General features: G+C 34.8%; 12 protein-coding genes and 4 pseudogenes. 13 read left to right on the top strand and 3 right to left on the bottom strand.

The genetic code is table 11. The features are described from left to right. Positions 1–52 precede the first annotated feature (52 nt). Positions 53–3,160 carry a hypothetical protein gene (locus IPK35_10795; GenBank protein MBK8053733.1) on the bottom strand — a complete coding sequence of 1,036 codons (3,108 nt, stop codon included), beginning with the start codon at positions 3,158–3,160 and terminating at the stop codon, positions 53–55. Positions 3,161–3,370: 210 nt separating this feature from the next. On the opposite strand from IPK35_10795, the gene IPK35_10800 reads away from it, so the two are divergent. The 4 genes from IPK35_10800 (at position 3,371) to IPK35_10815 (ending at position 7,258) form a co-directional block, all read left to right on the top strand. Continuing rightward, on the top strand, positions 3,371–3,829 hold the full coding sequence (locus IPK35_10800) for a DUF2384 domain-containing protein (GenBank protein MBK8053734.1): 459 nt from the start codon (positions 3,371–3,373) through the stop codon (positions 3,827–3,829). Continuing rightward, positions 3,829–4,284: an RES family NAD+ phosphorylase gene (locus IPK35_10805; protein MBK8053735.1), complete on the top strand. Its 456-nt coding sequence runs from the start codon at positions 3,829–3,831 to the stop codon at positions 4,282–4,284. The genes IPK35_10800 and IPK35_10805 overlap by 1 nt, the downstream gene beginning before the upstream one ends. Positions 4,285–4,357: 73 nt before the next feature. Further along, positions 4,358–5,059 carry a purine-nucleoside phosphorylase gene (gene deoD / locus IPK35_10810; GenBank protein ID MBK8053736.1) on the top strand — a complete coding sequence of 234 codons (702 nt, stop codon included), beginning with the start codon at positions 4,358–4,360 and terminating at the stop codon, positions 5,057–5,059. A 198-nt stretch (positions 5,060–5,257) separates the two neighbouring features. Next, positions 5,258–7,258, top strand: coding sequence for an OmpA family protein (locus tag IPK35_10815; GenBank protein ID MBK8053737.1), 2,001 nt, complete (start codon positions 5,258–5,260; stop codon positions 7,256–7,258). 1,742 nt (positions 7,259–9,000) lie between these two features. Here IPK35_10815 and IPK35_10820 read toward each other — a convergent pair. Beyond that, on the bottom strand, positions 9,001–9,606 hold the full coding sequence (locus IPK35_10820) for a WbqC family protein (GenBank protein ID MBK8053738.1): 606 nt from the start codon (positions 9,604–9,606) through the stop codon (positions 9,001–9,003). Positions 9,607–9,884: 278 nt separating this feature from the next. Between IPK35_10820 and IPK35_10825 the strand changes: the two are divergent. After that, positions 9,885–11,484: pseudogene (locus IPK35_10825) on the top strand (amidohydrolase family protein). A gap of 702 nt (positions 11,485–12,186) precedes the next feature. Here the strand turns inward: IPK35_10825 and IPK35_10830 are convergent. Then, a complete protein-coding gene (locus IPK35_10830; GenBank protein ID MBK8053739.1) occupies positions 12,187–12,483 on the bottom strand; it encodes an RNA-binding protein in 297 nt (98 codons plus the stop codon). Between the two features lie 194 nt (positions 12,484–12,677). Here IPK35_10830 and IPK35_10835 point away from each other — a divergent pair. The 8 genes and pseudogenes from IPK35_10835 (at position 12,678) to IPK35_10870 (ending at position 18,593) form a co-directional block, all read left to right on the top strand. Continuing rightward, positions 12,678–13,633, top strand: a pseudogene (locus tag IPK35_10835) (amidinotransferase). A gap of 790 nt (positions 13,634–14,423) precedes the next feature. Next, positions 14,424–15,517 (top strand): annotated as a pseudogene (locus IPK35_10840) (DUF2911 domain-containing protein). Between the two features lie 455 nt (positions 15,518–15,972). Further along, positions 15,973–16,371, top strand: coding sequence for a DUF1801 domain-containing protein (locus tag IPK35_10845; GenBank protein ID MBK8053740.1), 399 nt, complete (start codon positions 15,973–15,975; stop codon positions 16,369–16,371). Positions 16,372–16,603: 232 nt separating this feature from the next. Next, positions 16,604–17,029: a hypothetical protein gene (locus tag IPK35_10850; protein ID MBK8053741.1), complete on the top strand. Its 426-nt coding sequence runs from the start codon at positions 16,604–16,606 to the stop codon at positions 17,027–17,029. Positions 17,030–17,043: 14 nt separating this feature from the next. Continuing rightward, positions 17,044–17,478 (top strand): hypothetical protein, encoded by a 435-nt coding sequence (locus IPK35_10855; protein MBK8053742.1) that lies wholly within the window; start codon positions 17,044–17,046, stop codon positions 17,476–17,478. Next, positions 17,466–17,711 carry a hypothetical protein gene (locus IPK35_10860; GenBank protein MBK8053743.1) on the top strand — a complete coding sequence of 82 codons (246 nt, stop codon included), beginning with the start codon at positions 17,466–17,468 and terminating at the stop codon, positions 17,709–17,711. The genes IPK35_10855 and IPK35_10860 overlap by 13 nt, the downstream gene beginning before the upstream one ends. A 160-nt stretch (positions 17,712–17,871) precedes the next feature. Next, a pseudogene (locus tag IPK35_10865) lies at positions 17,872–18,172 on the top strand (nuclear transport factor 2 family protein). Continuing rightward, positions 18,123–18,593, top strand: coding sequence for a nuclear transport factor 2 family protein (locus IPK35_10870; protein MBK8053744.1), 471 nt, complete (start codon positions 18,123–18,125; stop codon positions 18,591–18,593). The pseudogene IPK35_10865 and the gene IPK35_10870 overlap by 50 nt, the downstream one beginning before the upstream one ends. Positions 18,594–18,607: the final 14 nt, after the last annotated feature.

Consider the following 18,607-nt stretch of genomic DNA (forward strand, 5'->3'; position numbering starts at 1 on the left):
ATGTAATATTTTTTTAATTTATAACTTTTGGTTTTAACCTTTGTAGGATATTCTACCCTCCGCCTTCTTTTTTCTTCTTGAATGGGTTGAAGTCTTTTAGCTTCTCTTTTATCTTGTCTACTTCTTCTGTTGATTTTTTATCAAGGATATCTTTTGCTTTTTGTTTCAAAGAGTCTGAAATGACTCCTTTTGTAAGTGTATCCAGTCTGTTGATGACCTGGTCTTTTGCCACGGTTTTAATGGAATCAATCGCTTTATCGGCTGCTTTTTCGACCTGGGATTTTACTTTTTCCAGTTCTTCATTTGCCTTCTTGGTAATGGTGTCTCTTAGTTCAGTTTCTTTTTTCTTAATTTCTGATTTTACACTGTCGGTGACATTTTTTACTATGTCTTTAGCCTTTGATTCTACTGCATCTGTGTAGGTTGATCCTTGTGAATTTCTTGGTATTATCTTGAAATTAGGTTTTTTAAAAGGCCCTGTCATTAATACATCGAGAAATACTTCAGGTCCCTGTTGGATATTGATGCCAAGTTTACTGGCTTCTTTTTCAATATTGCTCAAACCGGCTTCTGCTACACTTAGTATTTTGTTTTTCTTTATGATTTCTCTTGGAATCACGAGATTTATTTTATAATCCATCTCCTTGCCAAATCCATGTTTGCCGGAAATCGTAAAATCTATACCTTTAATTTTAGTGTTATAAGGTTTTAATTCCATAAATCCCTTCACTATTTCAAACCAGTTTTTTGAATTGGAAAGATTGAGTTCAGAGAGTTCTTTTATTCCGGTTTTTTGAGCCAATTCAGCCATAGGATTGTTACCTTTTATAGCTCCGTTGAGTGTTTCAATCATCCCGGATGCATCAAGGGTACTCAAGTCCGGCATCATAGTACCACCTAATTTTCCACGCATGACGATGCTTGTATTAAAAAATCCATTGATGTAAGCAGCAATCGGCGCTACTTTTTTGAACATGTCGATTTTGGATATTGCTTCGGCAAATGCAATTTTGCTCAAATCGAGTTTGACCGCAAAGTCTGGTTGGCTAAGATCAGTCGAATTATACAATCCTTCAAAAAACATTTTGCCACCCAATGCATTGGTTTCTACATTTTTAATGGCTACTTCTTTATTTTTTACTTCCAGTAAGCCTTGAAAATCCTTCAGATGCAGATTGGTATACATAAGGTCCTTTATCTGAGTGCGCAATTGAATCCTGACTCTATCAGGAACAGGTATAGCCGATGTATTATCTGTTCCTCCGGATGGGGTATTTACTAAAAATTGATTGGCATCAAAATAGTCTGAGTACAATTCTAGTTCTCCATCCAAGATATTATTGTTGAAAAGATAATCATATGCATTTATCACTTTCCCTTTTAGCCGAAGATCACTTTTTTGAATCTTGGCAGACAACTCGTTTATCTGAATTGCATTAGCAACCATAGCTCCATTGATATTGATGTTCTCTATGGTTTTATCATTAAACAAAACTTTCCCGGCCTTTATATTGAGATTCAAACCTGAATTTTGAATGATTCTATCATCAATGGTTACCGGTGCTGTGGTTGATTTGGATTCAGGTGCCTTATCAGGGTGCTGCATCCACTCATTTAAATCCAAAAAGCCTGAATTGATACTGAAATCAGCATTTATTTTATTGTCTAAAGTAAGCAAAGACAATGGGTTGTGTATTTTTAACGAAACATCGGCATCACTTTTACCCATTTTTATACTTTGTGCACTTGCTTGTAATATTTCAGGTGATGCTGTCATTTTTCCAGTTCCTATGGTGACTACAGGCATACCGCCTGATTGATAAACGATGGAAGAAACCGACCCTTCGCCAGAAAAACTGATTTTGTTATAATTTTTTGCTTTTATATCCTCCATCTTGGCTTTGAAATCCAGATTGCAATGGAGTTGGCCAGCAAGTTTTTCCAGATTTTCTATCGGGAAAGCATTTTTTATATTGGCCAGATTAAGTTTTGCTTTTAGATAACCTGTCACATTTTGGTCACTAGTCACTCTTGTCACCAATAGTTTTCCTTCTATTGGATCATTACCTATGGTAAGTTTTATCATCGGTACAGCAAATGAAAAGTCACTCAGATTAGGCTTAGATGATTTTACATTTATATTGGCCTGAATATTTTTTAACTCTTGGGGTAGATCCGGATATTTGGCAGATCCATCCTTTATCACGCATAGAATATCAAAAGCAGGAAATATACTTTTTTCACCATTATAAATGCCCTTGACAAATCCTGAAAGTGATGCATTGCCCGCGGCTTTTACATTGGCGAAATCTTTGGTGTAAGCACCCGGTATCAAAGAAAGAAAGGATTTAAATGATTCAGATGCTGTCTTAAATGTAATATCATTGTAAATTCCTTCATTTTTGATCTGGAAAAATCCATCAGCCTGAACATCAAAATCATTGATTTTCAGGGTATTATTTAGTAATGTGTATTTATTTTCAGGAAAATTCAAATTTAGGCCAGCCTTAAGGTTTGCCTTCGCCCGGTTTAGGTATTCTGTTCCGTCAAATCTGACATACACTTTTTCAGAATTGGTTTCGGTAAACAAATCAAAAACATCTTGTGTAAAGTCTCCTTTGCCTTTATGATTGAAGTTTTCAAGAGCCATGAATAGGTTTAGAGTATTATCCTGATATGTAAGATTTCCTTCCTTTATTTCATAAGATCTTAATGACAGCTTGTACTGAGATGCTGTTTGAGGTTCTTTTTGTTTTTGAATCAGGTAATTTACTCTCAAGGAATCTAAAATGACAATATTGATTTCAGGTCTGTAAGCATATAGTTTTTTGATTTCAGGTGTTTTGTCTTTTCCAAATAGTAAAGAAAGATTTAAATCTAATGCAGTTTCGGGTGATGCATATAGCACTATGCCTTCAAATGTATCCTGTCCTACCACAGATAAGCTGTCAATAGTGATTCTCAGCGAAGGGAATGAAGAAAATACTGAAATATCAGCATCTTTAAAATCTACTGTAGCATTGATATTTTTATTGGTTGCTTGTTTTAAATACTGAACGATTTTATCCTTATAAACAAATGGAATAAGAACGCCTGCAAGTATTATTCCTATCAAAAGAAAGAATAATATTCTCAGAAAGCTTTTAATTTTTGTATTCATTTTTGTCATTGGATTTTAAGATTTTATCCTTGGTACTACCTTCCATTAAACTTGCATTAATAGAACATCGTATATTAAGACGATCAAACAAGAGAAAATGTTTTATATTGGATATGGAAAGATGTATGAACAAAAAAAAATAAAAATAAAATAAAATAAAACTTGACAATTACGACAAATGACATTATATTTGTGTCAAAATATCATTTTATGTCCTATAACAAAAATATCGATGAGTATTCATCCTATGCCAATGAGCCTGCTGTAGCTTACATCTCAAAGCCACAGTATACGTCTTCTGCTGATTTGATGGTGGTGCGCAATGCCAGGTCCGGGTTGAAGACAGGCTACTTTTATTTTTTGGGTGAAAAGATGGATTTGAGTATCTCAGATCTTGCTAAGATTCTCAATGTTTCTTTACGGACTCTTCAGAGATATCTTCCTGACCATCTCTTAGATACGGACGCTTCCGCAAAAGTGATTCAGCTCAGTCTTTTGAATCAGCATGGTTTGGAGGTTTTCGGCACACAAGAAAGCTTTAATTCATGGTTGAAAGCACCCGTTATGGATTTAGACTATCAGACGCCACTATCTTTATTAGATACACCTTTTGGGTTTGAGCTTGTACATCATATTTTGGGGCGCATCGAGCATGGTGTTTTTGCGTGATGGAAGTTTACAGAATATGCCGGTCAAAATACTCCAATGATTTAAGTGGAGAAGGTGCCAAACTGTATGGTGGTCGGTGGAACAGACCAGGTATTGCCGCTTTGTATTCCAGTGAAAGTAGGGCGCTTGCTTTACTTGAATTAATAGTTCACTTCAACAGTGCTGATGCTTTGCGGCTGGATTATGAATTTCTGTCTTTAAGTATAGATGAAACACAGATTGTTTCTTTATGTGAAGAAGTACAGGACTATGAAGCGGAAAATAAAATATTTCCTTATCGGGAGAGAACTGAAGTTCTGTTTTTTGAAAAAGAAGTCTTAGCAATAAAAGTACCCAGCGTGATCATACCTCAGGAGTGTAATATAATTATCAATCCTATGCACCAAGGGATGAAAAGTATCCGTATTCTGGCAAAAGTAAAAGTGATGATTGATAAAAGATTGAGACCCGTGTAGGAAAATGGCATGATTTTGTCTGTGATATAAAGGCATTATCACACAATTTCTTTTTTTTAAATAATACAGATCTATGGCAACACCTCATATAGAAGCAAAAGATGGCGAAATAGCAGAATCCATCCTCCTTCCCGGAGATCCTTTAAGAGCAAAGTTCATTGCAGATAATTTTTTAACTGATGTATTTCAATTTAACAGAGTAAGAAATATGCTTGGCTTTACAGGAAACTACAAAGGGAAAAGGGTTTCTGTAATGGGCTCAGGTATGGGCATGCCATCGATAGGTATATATTCTTATGAATTGATCAAATTTTATGGTGTTAAGAAATTGATCAGGGTTGGTTCAGCAGGCTCAGTACAGGAAGATATCAAAATTAAAGACCTTGTCATCGCTCAGGCAGCTTCTACAAATTCTAACTTTAGTAAACAATTCAAACTAAGAGGAGAGATTTCTGCGATATCAGATTATGGACTATTGTCCAAGGCTGTCAATCGTGCTGAAGAATTACAATTGCGTCATCACGTAGGCAATATTATGAGTTCAGACACCTTTTATGATTTTGAAAAAGGTAGTTGGAAAAAATGGGCAAAAATGGGAGTTGCCTGTCTTGAAATGGAAGCTTACGCCCTTTTTCTTACTGCTACACTTCTGAATGCCAAAGCTTTGACTATCTGTACCATTTCGGACTCTCTTGTCACCGGTGAAAGTATGGATCATGTGGACAGAGAAACTGCATTAGGGGATATGATTAGGCTGACTCTTGATATCATTTAAAGGTTTTAATACTGAGTCTCAACGAATGACTTATGTGAAACCAAACTTAACTTTGTAAAATATCTTAGCTCAAAATTTGATGCAAATCAAAATTATCTCCAAACTTTTATTTCTCACACTTCAGATTGAAATTTTAAAGATACGCTGAAAAACAATTATAATATATTTTGTTATATTTGTATCACCTTAATTGTCTATATGAAGTTTATTCATATTCATATTTTTTATGTATTTCTAGTCATTACAGTGATTTCGTGTTCTGTTTCCAAAGGAATAAAGGACGGAGAGACGGCATTTGAAAGAAAGCAATATGCAGTTGCTGTTGGGCTTCTGGAAGAAGAATATGGGCAATCCAACACAATATCATTTAAAGGGCGTAAAGCTTTTTTACTAGGACAATCTTACCTTAAACTACATAATTACAATGAAAGTGCCAAATGGTTGGATCTGGCTGTGAAAAATGAATATGGAGCAGAAGCTATAGCTGCATTTGCGCATATATCAAAAGTACTTGAAAACTATGACATCGCTATTTCTAATTATGAAAAATTGCGAGGAATGACAGGTAGAAAACAAGAATTTGACCGTGAAATCCTCGTATGTAAACAAGCTTTAATTTCCAGACAAAAACCTGTTGAATACACGGTAGAGAAGATTTTTGAAAATTCAGCTGTCTCAGACTATAGTCCTGCACTCTTTGAAAATGAATATTTAGTTTTCACTTCTGAGAGACAGGATGCCACAGGGAAAGGAGTCTACAATTGGACAGGTGAAAAATTCAGTGACATATTCATTACTATAAAAAGTGGTTCGGAGGTCAGAAGATTTGATTCTGCTATCAATACTGAGCACAATGAAGGTACTCCTTGGTTTTCAAAAGATATGAACACTTTATATTTTACACGGTGTTTCAGTACCGGAAATACTGATTCGAAGTGCAAAATTATGTATACAATCAGGACAAATGATGTTTGGAATGAAGCTGTATCCTTACCTTTTGTCAAAGATGAAGCAAATTACAGTCAACCTACATTAATTGAAAATGATAGTGTACTTGTATTTGCTTCAGACTTTGAACAACCAGGCGGAACGACCGATTTGTTTTATGCTGAACTTCTTGAAGATGGATCATGGACAGACCCTGAAAAGTTTCCTGCGTCCATTAATACTCAAGGAAATGAAAAATTTCCAACAGGAGACGGCGATACATTGTATTTTTCTTCAGATTACCTTCCGGGTTTGGGTGGATATGATATTTTTAAAACTTACTTAAAAGATGATTTTTCTTGGGCTACACCTGTCAATATTGGTTACGGCATCAATTCAGGTGGTGATGAGTTTTCATTTGTTGTTGACTATAAAGCAAGGCCAAAGGCCGGGGTGACGCAGCAAGGATTTTTTACAAGTTCAAAACCAGGAACCGGAAAAGACGACATTTACAGATTTAACAAAATGATACCGATACCTGAAGTACCGAAAGACGTAGTGATACATCCGGATTCATCTGCAAAAGTCATAAAGAGCCTGTTCCTGACTGTCAAAGTATTTATCAATGAATATACAATTCCTGACGATCCCAATTCCCCAATAGCATCAAAAAAGCCACTGAATGCAGCATTTGTAAGAGTTTCAAATCAAAATAATCAAAAAATATCTGAGGGCTACACCAATGATAATGGTTTGTTCTATTGTGCTGTACCTGAAGATGCAGATATAAAAATTACAGGTATGAAATTGGAGTATCTCAGCAACGCAAGTACTGTTTCTACAAAAAATTTGATCTGGAAAGAGAAAGAAACTTCAAAAACCATCAATACTGAATTGATTCTGGATAAAATATATTTAAACAAGGAAATAAACCTCAGCAATATCTATTATGATTATGACAAATGGGATCTAAAGCCTGAGGCAATACCAACTTTAAATAAGTTAGTCACTGTACTGAGAGAAAACCCAAGAATAAAAATCCAATTGTCGAGTCATACTGATTGTCGGGGCGCTGAGGACTATAATATAGTACTATCCCAAAAGAGAGCACAATCAGTAGTAGACTATCTCATTGCTAATGCAATTGATCCTTTGAGACTTATGGCTTTGGGATATGGAGAAACTTTGCTTATCGATACTTGTGTTTGCGAACAATGTACAGAAGATCAGCATCAATCCAATCGGCGTACCACATTCAAAATCATCAATTAATGGTGATATGCTTTGACAATATGCTGTGATCAAATGATTACTATACAATATTATTGAGTTCCATTTTGATTTCGTTTTGTACGTTATTGACCTTTTTATTGTAACACCTTCTTTGTCAAGCATTTGATCAAATTCATAAAAGTTGGACTCAATTTTATGTCGGATACGCTGTGTGTAATCAGATAATTTTTCAGACACTTCCTGACTCATTTTTGTTCTGCCTTTCACTATTTCTTCTTCAAACTTGTGGATGACTTTACTTCTATTCAAACCTAAAGTAACACCAGCAAACAGTACCCCAACAGCAGTTAAAACACCCCCTGTGATATCAAACACAGCACCTTGAGCCACAGCAGCTAAAATTACACCTACGATGGCTACTCCACCACCTGCAGCCAGATTTGGTGTCATTTTTGAAGATTCTGAAACCATGCTGTCATCGTAGAAGTTTTCTGCATTATTCATAAACTGGCTGAAACTCTGTTGAAGGTCTTTGAGTACATTAATTCGTCTCTCTGCAATATCTGCAAATATTTCATCATTATTTTTGAGAATGGTTTCAGAGTACCGTAACTTATTATCTACCAGCTTGCCCATGATCTGAATGTTTTCAGCTACATCTATGATGCCATTTTGCAGTTTGTCTCTCAAGGAAGTATTTAATCGGAGTTCAAAGTCTTTTGCCTGTGTGTTCAGCCACTCTTTCAGACTTGATTCCTTACCAAAAATGGACGAAAACGATCGCTTTACCACACTCATAAAAGACAATCCATCTTCCAGATCACTTAGCTTCTGTCTTGTGATATTGTCATAGCTATCCAAAAGATTTTCGGCCAGCACCTGGATTTGTTTTGATGTTTTGAGGTGTTGTGTATCAATGAGTTCTCTGATTTCATCTCTGAATTTTACGTCTACTTCATATTGGTTGATCCTGTTTTTCATGCTGTCGTCCAACTTATTCGAAATAGTAAGTAGTGTAGCTACATTATTTTGAAATTTTAATTCAGGTGCCTTTCCACCAGTGATATTATCGCTTATAAAGTTGCGAACTTCTTTGAAGCCCGAAATATCATGAAAGTCAGCTTGCTCAAGTTTGGCAGATACCGCAAAAACTCTGGGATCTGCAATTCCCTTTTTTCTGGCATGTTCTACAACTCCTTCATAGTTTATTTTCAAGTCATTTTCCGGCAATAAGTCTTTTTGCTGCAAAACAAAGATGATTTTGCGGTGCCACTCTGCATTGATATAGTCGAAAAACTCCCATGAAGATTGTCTGTACGGATTTTTTGCTTCAAATACAAATACAATCAAATCTGAATATGGGATAAACCTTTCAGTGATTTCCTGATGGTGTTCAACAATTGTATTGGTACCAGGTGTATCCACTATGGCTATTTCCTTTAAGATCTCGATAGGTTGATGTATCTTTTTTAGGTACGGGTTGATGGTTTCGATATACTCAGCATCACCATAAATAATTTGCTGAATGGTATCAGTCATGGGCATAGGAGCAACTTTACATATTTCCTTATCAGTATCAAGCAAGGCATTGATAAAGCTGCTTTTTCCGGCTTTCACTTCGCCCACTATGACAAAGGTAAAAGGAGCTTCAAGTTGATTGCGCAATTCATGTAGCGTTACTTCCAGTTTTTCGTGTCCTACTTCCATAGTGACATCTATGAGCTTGTCAGTAATGATAGCCAACTTCACCAATTTATCCCTCAATCCGGACGAATGCGTTATCATGGGTTTAAAATTTTGCTTATTTTCATTGATTTAAGTATTCCATGAGCTTCAGGTCCTGTACAGAAAATAAGGTCCAGTATACTCATATTGGGTGTAAAGTTATGTTTTTCTTCCCAAACCTGAGGATATTTAATATACCTGACTTCATCGGATGGGATTTGATGTAAGTTATTTATGTAAGAATCAGAAAAAGTTATCGTTGTCGTAAGTCCCAGTGTAGAAAACATCCTCAACATAATATCCGTATTCAAATCAAATAAATAAGTATATTTTTTACAGAAAACCTTCTCAATATCAGGATAGTAAAATTCATAGTATGGGCTATTTCCATATGCAGATTTTAAAGTAAGCAGATGATTTTTAATCCAGTTTTCGTTGTAAGATATTTTAACATTTGTAATCAGTTGCTGTGCATTTTTCCCTTTTTGTAATGGAATACTGAGCGTTTGAATTCCATTGGATGTGAGAATTTGGTATCTGTTTCGCCATGACTTTTTTTGATAATTTTCAAATTTATCTATTATTAATTCATCAAATGCTGTATAGATGCAATAAAGCGATGTAGGCCCAAACAAATGAGTATGGTGGTGTATCTTATTCATAACGCAAAAGTACCATTTTACTCCGGATGTGAAATTGTAATTATTTTAGAATAAAATTATTACTTCATAGATATTTTCCAGATATTTTATATTTTTGGATTTTGATGTAATAAAGGCAATATCCTTAAGTATGAATTCAACATGTGACATCCATATTCTAAAAAGAACGACTAAGACCTGTTTGAGGTTATTTGGGGGCTTTCAAGGTTGAATTTATTAATATTGTACTCCAACCAATCAAGAGACAGGCTGATTCAAAACGTTAAAATTTTTAGAAAATGAAATATTTTATAACACTATGTTTTTTTATTATTTGCTCTTTGGTGAATGGACTCCTTTACAGCCAGATTCAGCAAGCTCCCCAAAGATCAGAAGGTGATGGACCGTTCGAGAGATTGATCATTCGGGGTGTAACCGTGATCAACAGTACTGGAGCACCTCCGATAGGCCCGGTGGACATTGTCGTTGAAAAAAATATCATCAAACAAATCAAAAGTGTAGGATATCCGGGTACACCAGTCATGGATAAAGATCGCCCAAAAGCAGGTGCCGGTGATAAGGTGATGGATTGTGAGGGCATGTATATCTTACCAGGATTTGTGGATATGCATGGACACATTGGAGGTCAATCCCAAGGTACACCTGCTGAATATGTTTTCAAATTGTGGCTTGGTCATGGTATTACTACAATCAGGGACCCTGCCAGTGGTAACGGTGTGAAATGGACTATGGAACATAAAGCAAAGAGCCTTAAGAATGAAATTGCCGCACCAAGGATTTTATGTTATCCGGCATTTGGTTCAGGATGGGACAAACCGATATCAACACCTGAAGAAGCGAGATTGTGGGTCAGAGAAAATGCAAAAAATGGTGCTGATGGTATCAAATTTTTTGGTGCAGCACCTGAAATTTTCAAAGCGGCATTGGATGAGAATAAAAAGCTGGGACTAAAGTCCGCCTGCCATCATGCCCAACTAGAAGTCGGAAGAATGAATGTAATGGCTACAGCTGCAGCCGGTCTCACTACTATGGAACATTGGTATGGCCTTCCTGAAGCACTATTTGATGGTCAGACCCTGCAGGATTATCCATCTGATTACAACTATAACAATGAACAACATAGATTTGAAGAAGCGGGAAGACTTTGGAAACAAGCAGCAAAGCCAGGATCGGAAAGATGGAACTTTGTCATGAATGAATTACTGAAAATGGATTTTACATTGGATCCTACTTTCAATATTTATGATGCCAACAGAGACCTGATGAGGGCTAGACAAGCAGACTGGCACAAAATCTACACATTGCCTTCACTCTGGAAATTTTATGCTCCTAGTAGAATATCTCATGGATCATATTGGTTTGATTGGGGTACAGAGCAGGAAATTGCCTGGAAGGAAAATTATAAACTATGGATGCAATTTGTAAATGAATATAAAAATAAGGGTGGGAGAGTGACGGCCGGTTCAGATTCAGGGTTTATTTATCAGCTCTATGGATTTGGGTACATCAGAGAACTTGAATTGCTGCGCGAAGCCGGATTTTTGCCACTTGAGGTCATCAGAGCTGCCACACTTAAAGGAGCTGAAGCTTTGGGTATGGTGGATAAAATTGGCAGTATCGAAATAGGTAAGTATGCTGATTTTGTTTTGCTGGACGAAAATCCATTGGCCAATATAAAGGTCCTGTATGGAACCGGAACAATAAAACTGAACGAAAAAACGAAGCGGAGCGGATAGGAGGTGTCAAATATACAATAAAAGATGGAATCATTTATGATGCAAAAAAATGCTCGCTGATGTAAAAGCTATAGTGGACAGAGCCAAAGCTGAAAATGATGGTGAACTTTTACAGCCCGGAGAGAAGAAGCTCAAACCATAATAAAAAATGGCCTGTTTTGGTGCAACAGGCCATTTTTCTAATCCCAAGGATCAAAACCAACATTTACTCAAACCAGATAATCAGCTTTCTCAAGGCCAACTACCATCCTTTCTTTATAACTCAAGCTCAATTTATTATCTCTGTCTATCCAATTCTTATTCGTTAACAGAATTGGAAATAATTTCTCTTATTTGATGATACAAAGATGATGGTTAAAATATTTTAAAAAAAATACAAAAAATGCCATAAATAATATAATATTATATATTATATATAAATCATTGATTATTAATATTTGTTTTTAATTTTTAAATTCTGTTTAGTGAGGAATTTTTGTATCTAATTTTTATTAAACAAATGAAACTTGAAGTTGAATAGGAGTATGTTTATAATTTTTCTTAGTAGTGAATCAAGAGATTATGGCTCTGGCGATAAAATAATCAACGAATTTAGCTTTTCTGACAACAATGATAACAATGATAATAGGCGGGCAGGTGAACTAAATGAGGCGATAATTTTGAAGTCAGGTTTATAATATATTGATTTTAGATTTTAAGGCAATAAAAATTTAAACTCTTACAATCATGGAAAGTAAATGAAGTCAGGGTAAAATTCAAAAATAGAAAAATGGACCTGTACAAAACAAAAAAGCCTTTCGATGACTCGAAAGGCTTAAAAGATTCAATTTTATAATTCAATATCTTAATATCTTCTCTCTCTTGGTCTAAAATTGTTATCTCTACGCGGAGCGTTCGCAGGTTTTGGTTCTGCTTTTTTACATACGATGGTCTGACCTTCAAATTCAGTTTCATTTAATCCTGCAATCGCGGCGATACCTGCATCCTCACTTCCCATTTCAACAAATGCGAATCCTTTGGATCTTCCTGTATCCCTGTCCATAATAACCTTGGCCGAAACAACTTCGCCATACTGTGAAAATAGATTTTCTAAAGCTTCAGAACTTGTTCTGTAGTTCAATTTAGCAACAAAAATGTTCATTAAAAAAATAATTAAAAATAAATAAAAAAACAAAATCAACCTTTTTGACAAGGTCTAAAATTTGATATCACTACAAAGATATGATATTTTATAATACAAAATTAAAATTGGATCAAAAAGTTATTAAAAAATCGTTAATTTTTGACAAAAGTACTGAATTAGCGTAATTTTGCGTCAAAATCAATCTTTTTTGCATGCAACAACTATCAAAGAATATCTTAATGATCAGACCGGTAAATTTTGGATACAACTCTGAAACAGCTCTGAACAATTCTTTTCAGTCTGTGGATACCATTAATGATCCGGATCAACTCAAAGAGACAGCCAGAAATGAATTTGACAATATGGTGTCCATTTTGAGATCAAAAGGTATCAATGTGCTCGTGGTTGAAGATAGTTCATATCCGGTAAAACCGGATGCTGTCTTTCCAAATAACTGGATAAGTTTTCATGAAAACGGAGTTCTCATCACCTATCCTATGTATGCTGCAAACCGCCGGATAGAAAGAAGAGAAGAAATTATAGATGCCGTAGGAAGAGAGTTTAAGATCAGCAACAGATATTCCTTTGAATTTTATGAAGATGATCAGGAGCCTTTATTTTTGGAAGGGACAGGTAGTATGATTTTTGACAGACCAAATCATGTTGTATATGCTTGCTTGAGTGAAAGGACAGATGCAACACTATTGGATAAGTTTAATGTCCTTATGGGTACCACAAGTGTTGTTTTCAGATCTTTGGACAGAAACGGCAACGATATTTATCACACCAATGTTATGATGGCGCTTGGAGAAGATTTTGTCGTGATATGTATGGAGAGTATTCCTGATGAAGATGCCAGGAAAAGCTTTATAAATCATTTGCCGAAACTGGTAAAGATGTCATAGAGATAAGTCTGAGCCAAGTTGAGTCGTTTGCTGGCAATATGCTGGAAGTAAGAGCTCAGGACAATAAACGATATCTTTGTATGTCCCAAACGGCTTTTGATGCTTTGTCATCAGTTCAAAAGGAAAAACTAAGTGCCAAAACTCAATTACTCCCAATACCAATCAACCATATTGAAAAATTCGGAGGAGGAAGTGTCAGGTGTATGATGGCTGAGATTTTTTGCCACTCAAAAGTAAGAGGATACTTAAAAATAAATTCTTAGTTGGTTATAAATCTATAGATTATTGTTCTGTAAATATAATTTCTTAAAATCACTTATAAAATGTGATTGGTAGTAATATCCTGTTGAATATTCTAATTGCGTTAAAATTAGTTAAGTGTTTTTATTGGAAATCAGTTTCATAGCCTTGTGAACTCGGGCTTTACGACAGTATTGGTCTATTGTGATTCCAGTAATAGATAAAAATCTCTGCTTAACTCTTCTTCTCAAAACACTAATGCTATTCAGATGAAGTTGAATATTTTGGGATACACCCAATACTTTCTCTTATGGACTTCACTGATTTATCTTCTTTTTTGTTGAGCAATTTGTTTATAAAATATTCTTTTTTCATTTAATCCTACTTCTAAAGTTTATGTGAAAGGATTACCAATATACCTAATTTTAACAATCTACGATATTGAAATGTAAATTTAGGTCACATTCCCCGGCATTGTAAATGGTATCATTTAGTGTCAAAAATGATTGCGAAATTATCATTTGGCAAGAAATAACTTAATTTTTAGTTTTTGATAATTATGTAATTTATTTTATCATACATTTGAAGAATAATTAGATATTATTCACTAAAAAGCTTTGATCTTATTTTGCATTTGAACAATTTTACTTTAAAGCTAATATCTACTTTTGTGATATTTAAATGGTATTCTACATGAAGTAGGAGAAATGATGTAGTATCTATAATGAATATTTGCAAATTACTCGAATCAAAATTTAAAGGAAATAAAAATTTAGGACAATAAAATTTAATTAGTAATGAAAAACTTAATTATTGTTTTACTTTTTTACAAATACCTTGTTTGCTCAATTACAGCCACTTACGACGCCAAATAACGGTGGAAATAAAAGAGCTACGGTTAGTGAAAATATACATCTGTGCGAAGTGAAGCTTACCTATAATCGGCCGGCAGTAAAAGGTCGTGAAGGCAAGATATGGGGAACAGACATTGCTCATTATGGTTTAAAAGATTTGCAGTTTGGAAGCAGTAAAGCTGCTCCTTGGAGAGTTGGAGCTAATGAATGCACAGTTATCTCATTTTCGACAGAAGCAAAGGTAGAGGGCAAAAGTATTGCTCCTGGTAGCTATGGCTTGTATATGAATTTAGGTGAAACAGAAACCACCATAATCTTCAATAGGAACACAAGCGCTTGGGGAAGTTTTTCTTATAACCCTTCAGACGATGTTTTGCAAGTAACTGTAAAAAACGAGGCCATCAATCAGAGTGTAGAATTTATGAAATTTGAGTTTGACAATCAAAGTCAGACCTCAGCCATATTAGCATTGTTATGGGAAAAACGTCGTATCCCAATGAAGATTGAAGTAGATGGATTAAAGTTGCAGTTTATCAGCTTCAAAAAAGAGTTGGAAACACCAAAGGGTTTTACTTCTGCTGCTTTTGCGCAGGCTGCTAACTTTTGTTTGCAAAACAATTATGAGTTAGAGCAGGGATTTGCATGGGCAAATAGATCTGCTGCATCTCTATTTCCTGGCGAAAGGAACTTTGTTTCGCTTAGTACAGTAGCTAATTATTTATTCAAACAAGGTAAGCAAACAGAGGCAGATGCAGTCATGAAAGAGGCAATTCCACTCGGCAATGCTATTCAGGTCAGTACGTATGCCCAGGAAGTCTTATCACACAAAAGAGAGCTACTGAAGCCTTGGAAATATACAAAGCTAATTATGAAAAATATCCCAATATATTTGCAACCAATTTTGGAATGATAAGAGCTCATTCTGCTTTAGGTGAGTTTAATAAAGCCTTGGAATTTGCTAAGAAAGCCTTGCCACAAGCTCCAGGCGATTCACAAAAAAGTCAGGTTGAAAAAATGATAAAAGATTTAGAAACAGGCAAAGATATCAATTAAAAATGTTTAGGAACCTATTTAAGTTAAGTGCCATTTTGCAATTAATTACGGCCGCTTTTCATGCTTTGAGTTTTTTTTCGGAATCCTTAGCTGATAATGATACAGAAAAAACTTTGTTTGATTTGATGAAAAATTATCAAAGAGATTTGGGAATGGGTTTTAAGTAGAGTACCGATGATCTGTTTCTTTCTATGAGCATTTGTTTTACACTTTTATGTTTGTTCGCTGGCCTGGTAAATCTATTTTTACTAAAAAAAACGGAAGACAAAATATTACTTGGAGGCTTATTAAATATTAATATTTTGATTTTTGGTAGCTTATTTTTTGCAATGGCTTTCCTTACTTTTTTACCACCTATTATTTGTACTGCTTTAATATTTTTAGGTTTAATTGCTGCTAAATTTTATCTGAATAAGTCAGGGCGATTAGATACTGTAAATAATCCAAGGTGAGACATGGAAGAAATCATTGATTATATTGCAAAAATTGAGGATGAGCACCGCAAAGAAGATTGCCAAACATTATTGAAAATGATGTCAGAGATTTGTAATGAACAGCCCAAACTTTGGAATAATTCTATAGTTGGTTTTGGGACTTATCAATACAAATATGAATCAGGGAGAGAAGGTGAGTGGTTTATAACTGGTTTTTCGAATAGAAAAAAAAGTTTAACGATTTATATAGTAGCAGGTTTTTCGGATTATAAGGATCTTCTGGCTCAACTTGGAAATCACACAATTGGCTCCTCATGTTTGTATATCAAAGGATTAGCAAGTATTGATTTAGATATATTAAAGCTATTGATAACGAAATCAACTGAATATATGAAAGCAAGGCACTTTTATCATAATTAGTAATATTATGCACGACACAAATATATTTTCCCATTGGAGAGCATCTATTTTTTGCATTTTGATGAGCATATCCTTTATATCTTGCACAAAAAATGTAGATACTTTTAATCAAGTCAAAAAATATGATGCAGTAATACTTTTTGTAGGAAATAGTCTTACTTACACCAACGACCTACCTCAAATTCTTGTAAAACATGCTGAATTTAAAGGAAAAAAAATTAAAACAGAATCTTTGACATTACCAAATTATGCTTTAGTTGATCATTTGGCGGAAGGCAAAGTCCAAAAATTAGTTGATTCAAAAAAGTATAACTTTGTTATTGTACAGCAAGGGCCTTCATCTCAAGAAGAAGGACGAAAATTATTGTTTGAGGCTGCTGAAATATTTAAGGATCTTTGTGCAAAAAATGATGCTAAACTTGCTTTTTATATGGTATGGCCAGCACACGCTAATTATCATCACTTCGATGGTGTAATCAAAAACTATACCGAAGCTGCATCGAAGAGTAATGCTATACTTTGCCCTGTTGGCAAGGTTTGGAAGGATTATATTGACAAAACTAATGACCTTACATATTATGGTCAAGATCTTTTTCATCCTTCGGAAAAAGGAAGTCAAGTAGCTTCAGAAGTGATTTATAATAGTCTTTTTCCTTAGTTCAAACGATAAAAATGATGGAATCAAAAAAATTCTTAAAATTTACAGCTATATGTGGTTTTCTTAGCGTGATCACTACATCAGGTATACATCTGGTCTTTCCGGACGTACCGACAGATTTTGAAGAAAGAGCGGCAGTGTTTCAAAATGGTACGTATATTATTAACCGTTGGTGGATTATCATTCATTGCCTATTGGTTTTAGTTGCAATGTGGGGATTTTTCTTAACTCAATTCCGAAAGTCGTTAGGTTTTTCGGGAATGGGCTTCTTATTTTTTGTAGTATTTGCAGTAGTAGAAATTATAAGACAAATGTTCGTTTTATTTTACCTAAATGGATTAAGGGCAAAATATCTGGCTGAACCGGATATGGCTGTTAAAGCTTTATACAAATACGATCTGACTACTTTTCTATGTTCAGCAATTCGTTTTTTGGCATGTTTATTTTAGCATTTGGGTTGGCCAATCTGTTTTACGGACTCAGTCTGTATAAGGACAAAGGTTTTGGAAAAATATTAAGCTGGATGTTGATCATTTGGGCATTGTTTAATTTCATGGCATTGGCTAATGAATTTATGGCATATGAACCTATTTCAAATTTCCTAGGCTTATATAATTATACTTATCAACCATTTATACGTGGGCTGATGGCTTGGTGGGTTTGGAAAAAAGCAATTAGTTAAAATTTTTATACCATGATAAACAAGACCATTTTCTTTTCTCATTTTGATCCTTTTGTTTTCTTGCGGTAGCCCAAAGGTTGAACAAAAAGATGATACCGAAGCCAATGAAGCAATAGTCAGACAAAATTTTGATTACTTTAACCAACATGATTGGGTGAAAATGGCGGAGATGTATGCGGACAGTGCTACCTTTAAAGACCCAACTTTTGGGAATGCCACCGTGATACAAACCAAAGGTGAAATAATCAAAAAAATACAGTGAATTAGCACAAATGATTCCTGACGTTAAGGATGAAGTTAAAGCTATTTATCACGCGGGTGACCATGTGATTGTGGAGTTTATTTCTTCAGGAACCGCTCCTGACAAAAAATCTTTTGAGCTTCCTATTTGTACAATATTTAAAATTGAAAATGGAAAAATTACACAAGACTTCACCTATTATGACAATACAAATGACTAAGATATTTCTAAAAATATTCATTTTGCTATTTGTTTCCTTCTCTACTTTTGCACAGACTGATAAGCAAATGGTAGAAGAAGCTATGATGAATTATTTGGACGCTCTTTATGATGCCAAACCAGAATTAATTCGGGAAAGCGTTCATCCTAAACTCAATAAATTTGGATTTTATCGACCTGCAAAAGATAAACCGTTTGGCCAAATGGGTCAAATGTCATTTGAACGTTTGGAAAAATTGGCTGGCGAATGGAATGCTCAAAAAAAGCCTATTGATATACCTCGAAAAGCCGAAGTAATAGCTGTTCACGAACAAATTGCCATAGGCAAGGTATCTGCCGAATGGGGTTTTGATTTTATGCAATTGGTGAAAGAAAATGGTAAGTGGTTGATAATAAATATAGTATGGCAAAGTCCAGAATAGATAGTAATTTTTTT

The sequence above is a fragment of the Saprospiraceae bacterium genome (genome assembly GCA_016713025.1).
In the GTDB taxonomy this organism is placed as follows: Bacteria; Bacteroidota; Bacteroidia; order Chitinophagales; family Saprospiraceae; genus OLB9.

What these genes read in the sequence shown, in the direction of transcription:
- deoD (MBK8053736.1), top strand. Translation starts at nt 4,358, where the DNA reads ATGGCAACACCTCATATAGAAGCAAAAGATGGCGAAATAGCAGAATCC.
- IPK35_10820 (MBK8053738.1), bottom strand. Translation starts at nt 9,606, where the DNA reads ATGAATAAGATACACCACCATACTCATTTGTTTGGGCCTACATCGCTT.
- IPK35_10805 (MBK8053735.1), top strand. Translation starts at nt 3,829, where the DNA reads ATGGAAGTTTACAGAATATGCCGGTCAAAATACTCCAATGATTTAAGT.
- IPK35_10860 (MBK8053743.1), top strand. Translation starts at nt 17,466, where the DNA reads ATGTTTATTTTAGCATTTGGGTTGGCCAATCTGTTTTACGGACTCAGT.
- IPK35_10815 (MBK8053737.1), top strand. Translation starts at nt 5,258, where the DNA reads ATGAAGTTTATTCATATTCATATTTTTTATGTATTTCTAGTCATTACA.
- IPK35_10830 (MBK8053739.1), bottom strand. Translation starts at nt 12,483, where the DNA reads ATGAACATTTTTGTTGCTAAATTGAACTACAGAACAAGTTCTGAAGCT.
- IPK35_10795 (MBK8053733.1), bottom strand. Translation starts at nt 3,160, where the DNA reads ATGAATACAAAAATTAAAAGCTTTCTGAGAATATTATTCTTTCTTTTG.
- IPK35_10845 (MBK8053740.1), top strand. Translation starts at nt 15,973, where the DNA reads ATGGAAGAAATCATTGATTATATTGCAAAAATTGAGGATGAGCACCGC.
- IPK35_10855 (MBK8053742.1), top strand. Translation starts at nt 17,044, where the DNA reads ATGATGGAATCAAAAAAATTCTTAAAATTTACAGCTATATGTGGTTTT.
- IPK35_10800 (MBK8053734.1), top strand. Translation starts at nt 3,371, where the DNA reads ATGTCCTATAACAAAAATATCGATGAGTATTCATCCTATGCCAATGAG.
- IPK35_10870 (MBK8053744.1), top strand. Translation starts at nt 18,123, where the DNA reads ATGGAAAAATTACACAAGACTTCACCTATTATGACAATACAAATGACT.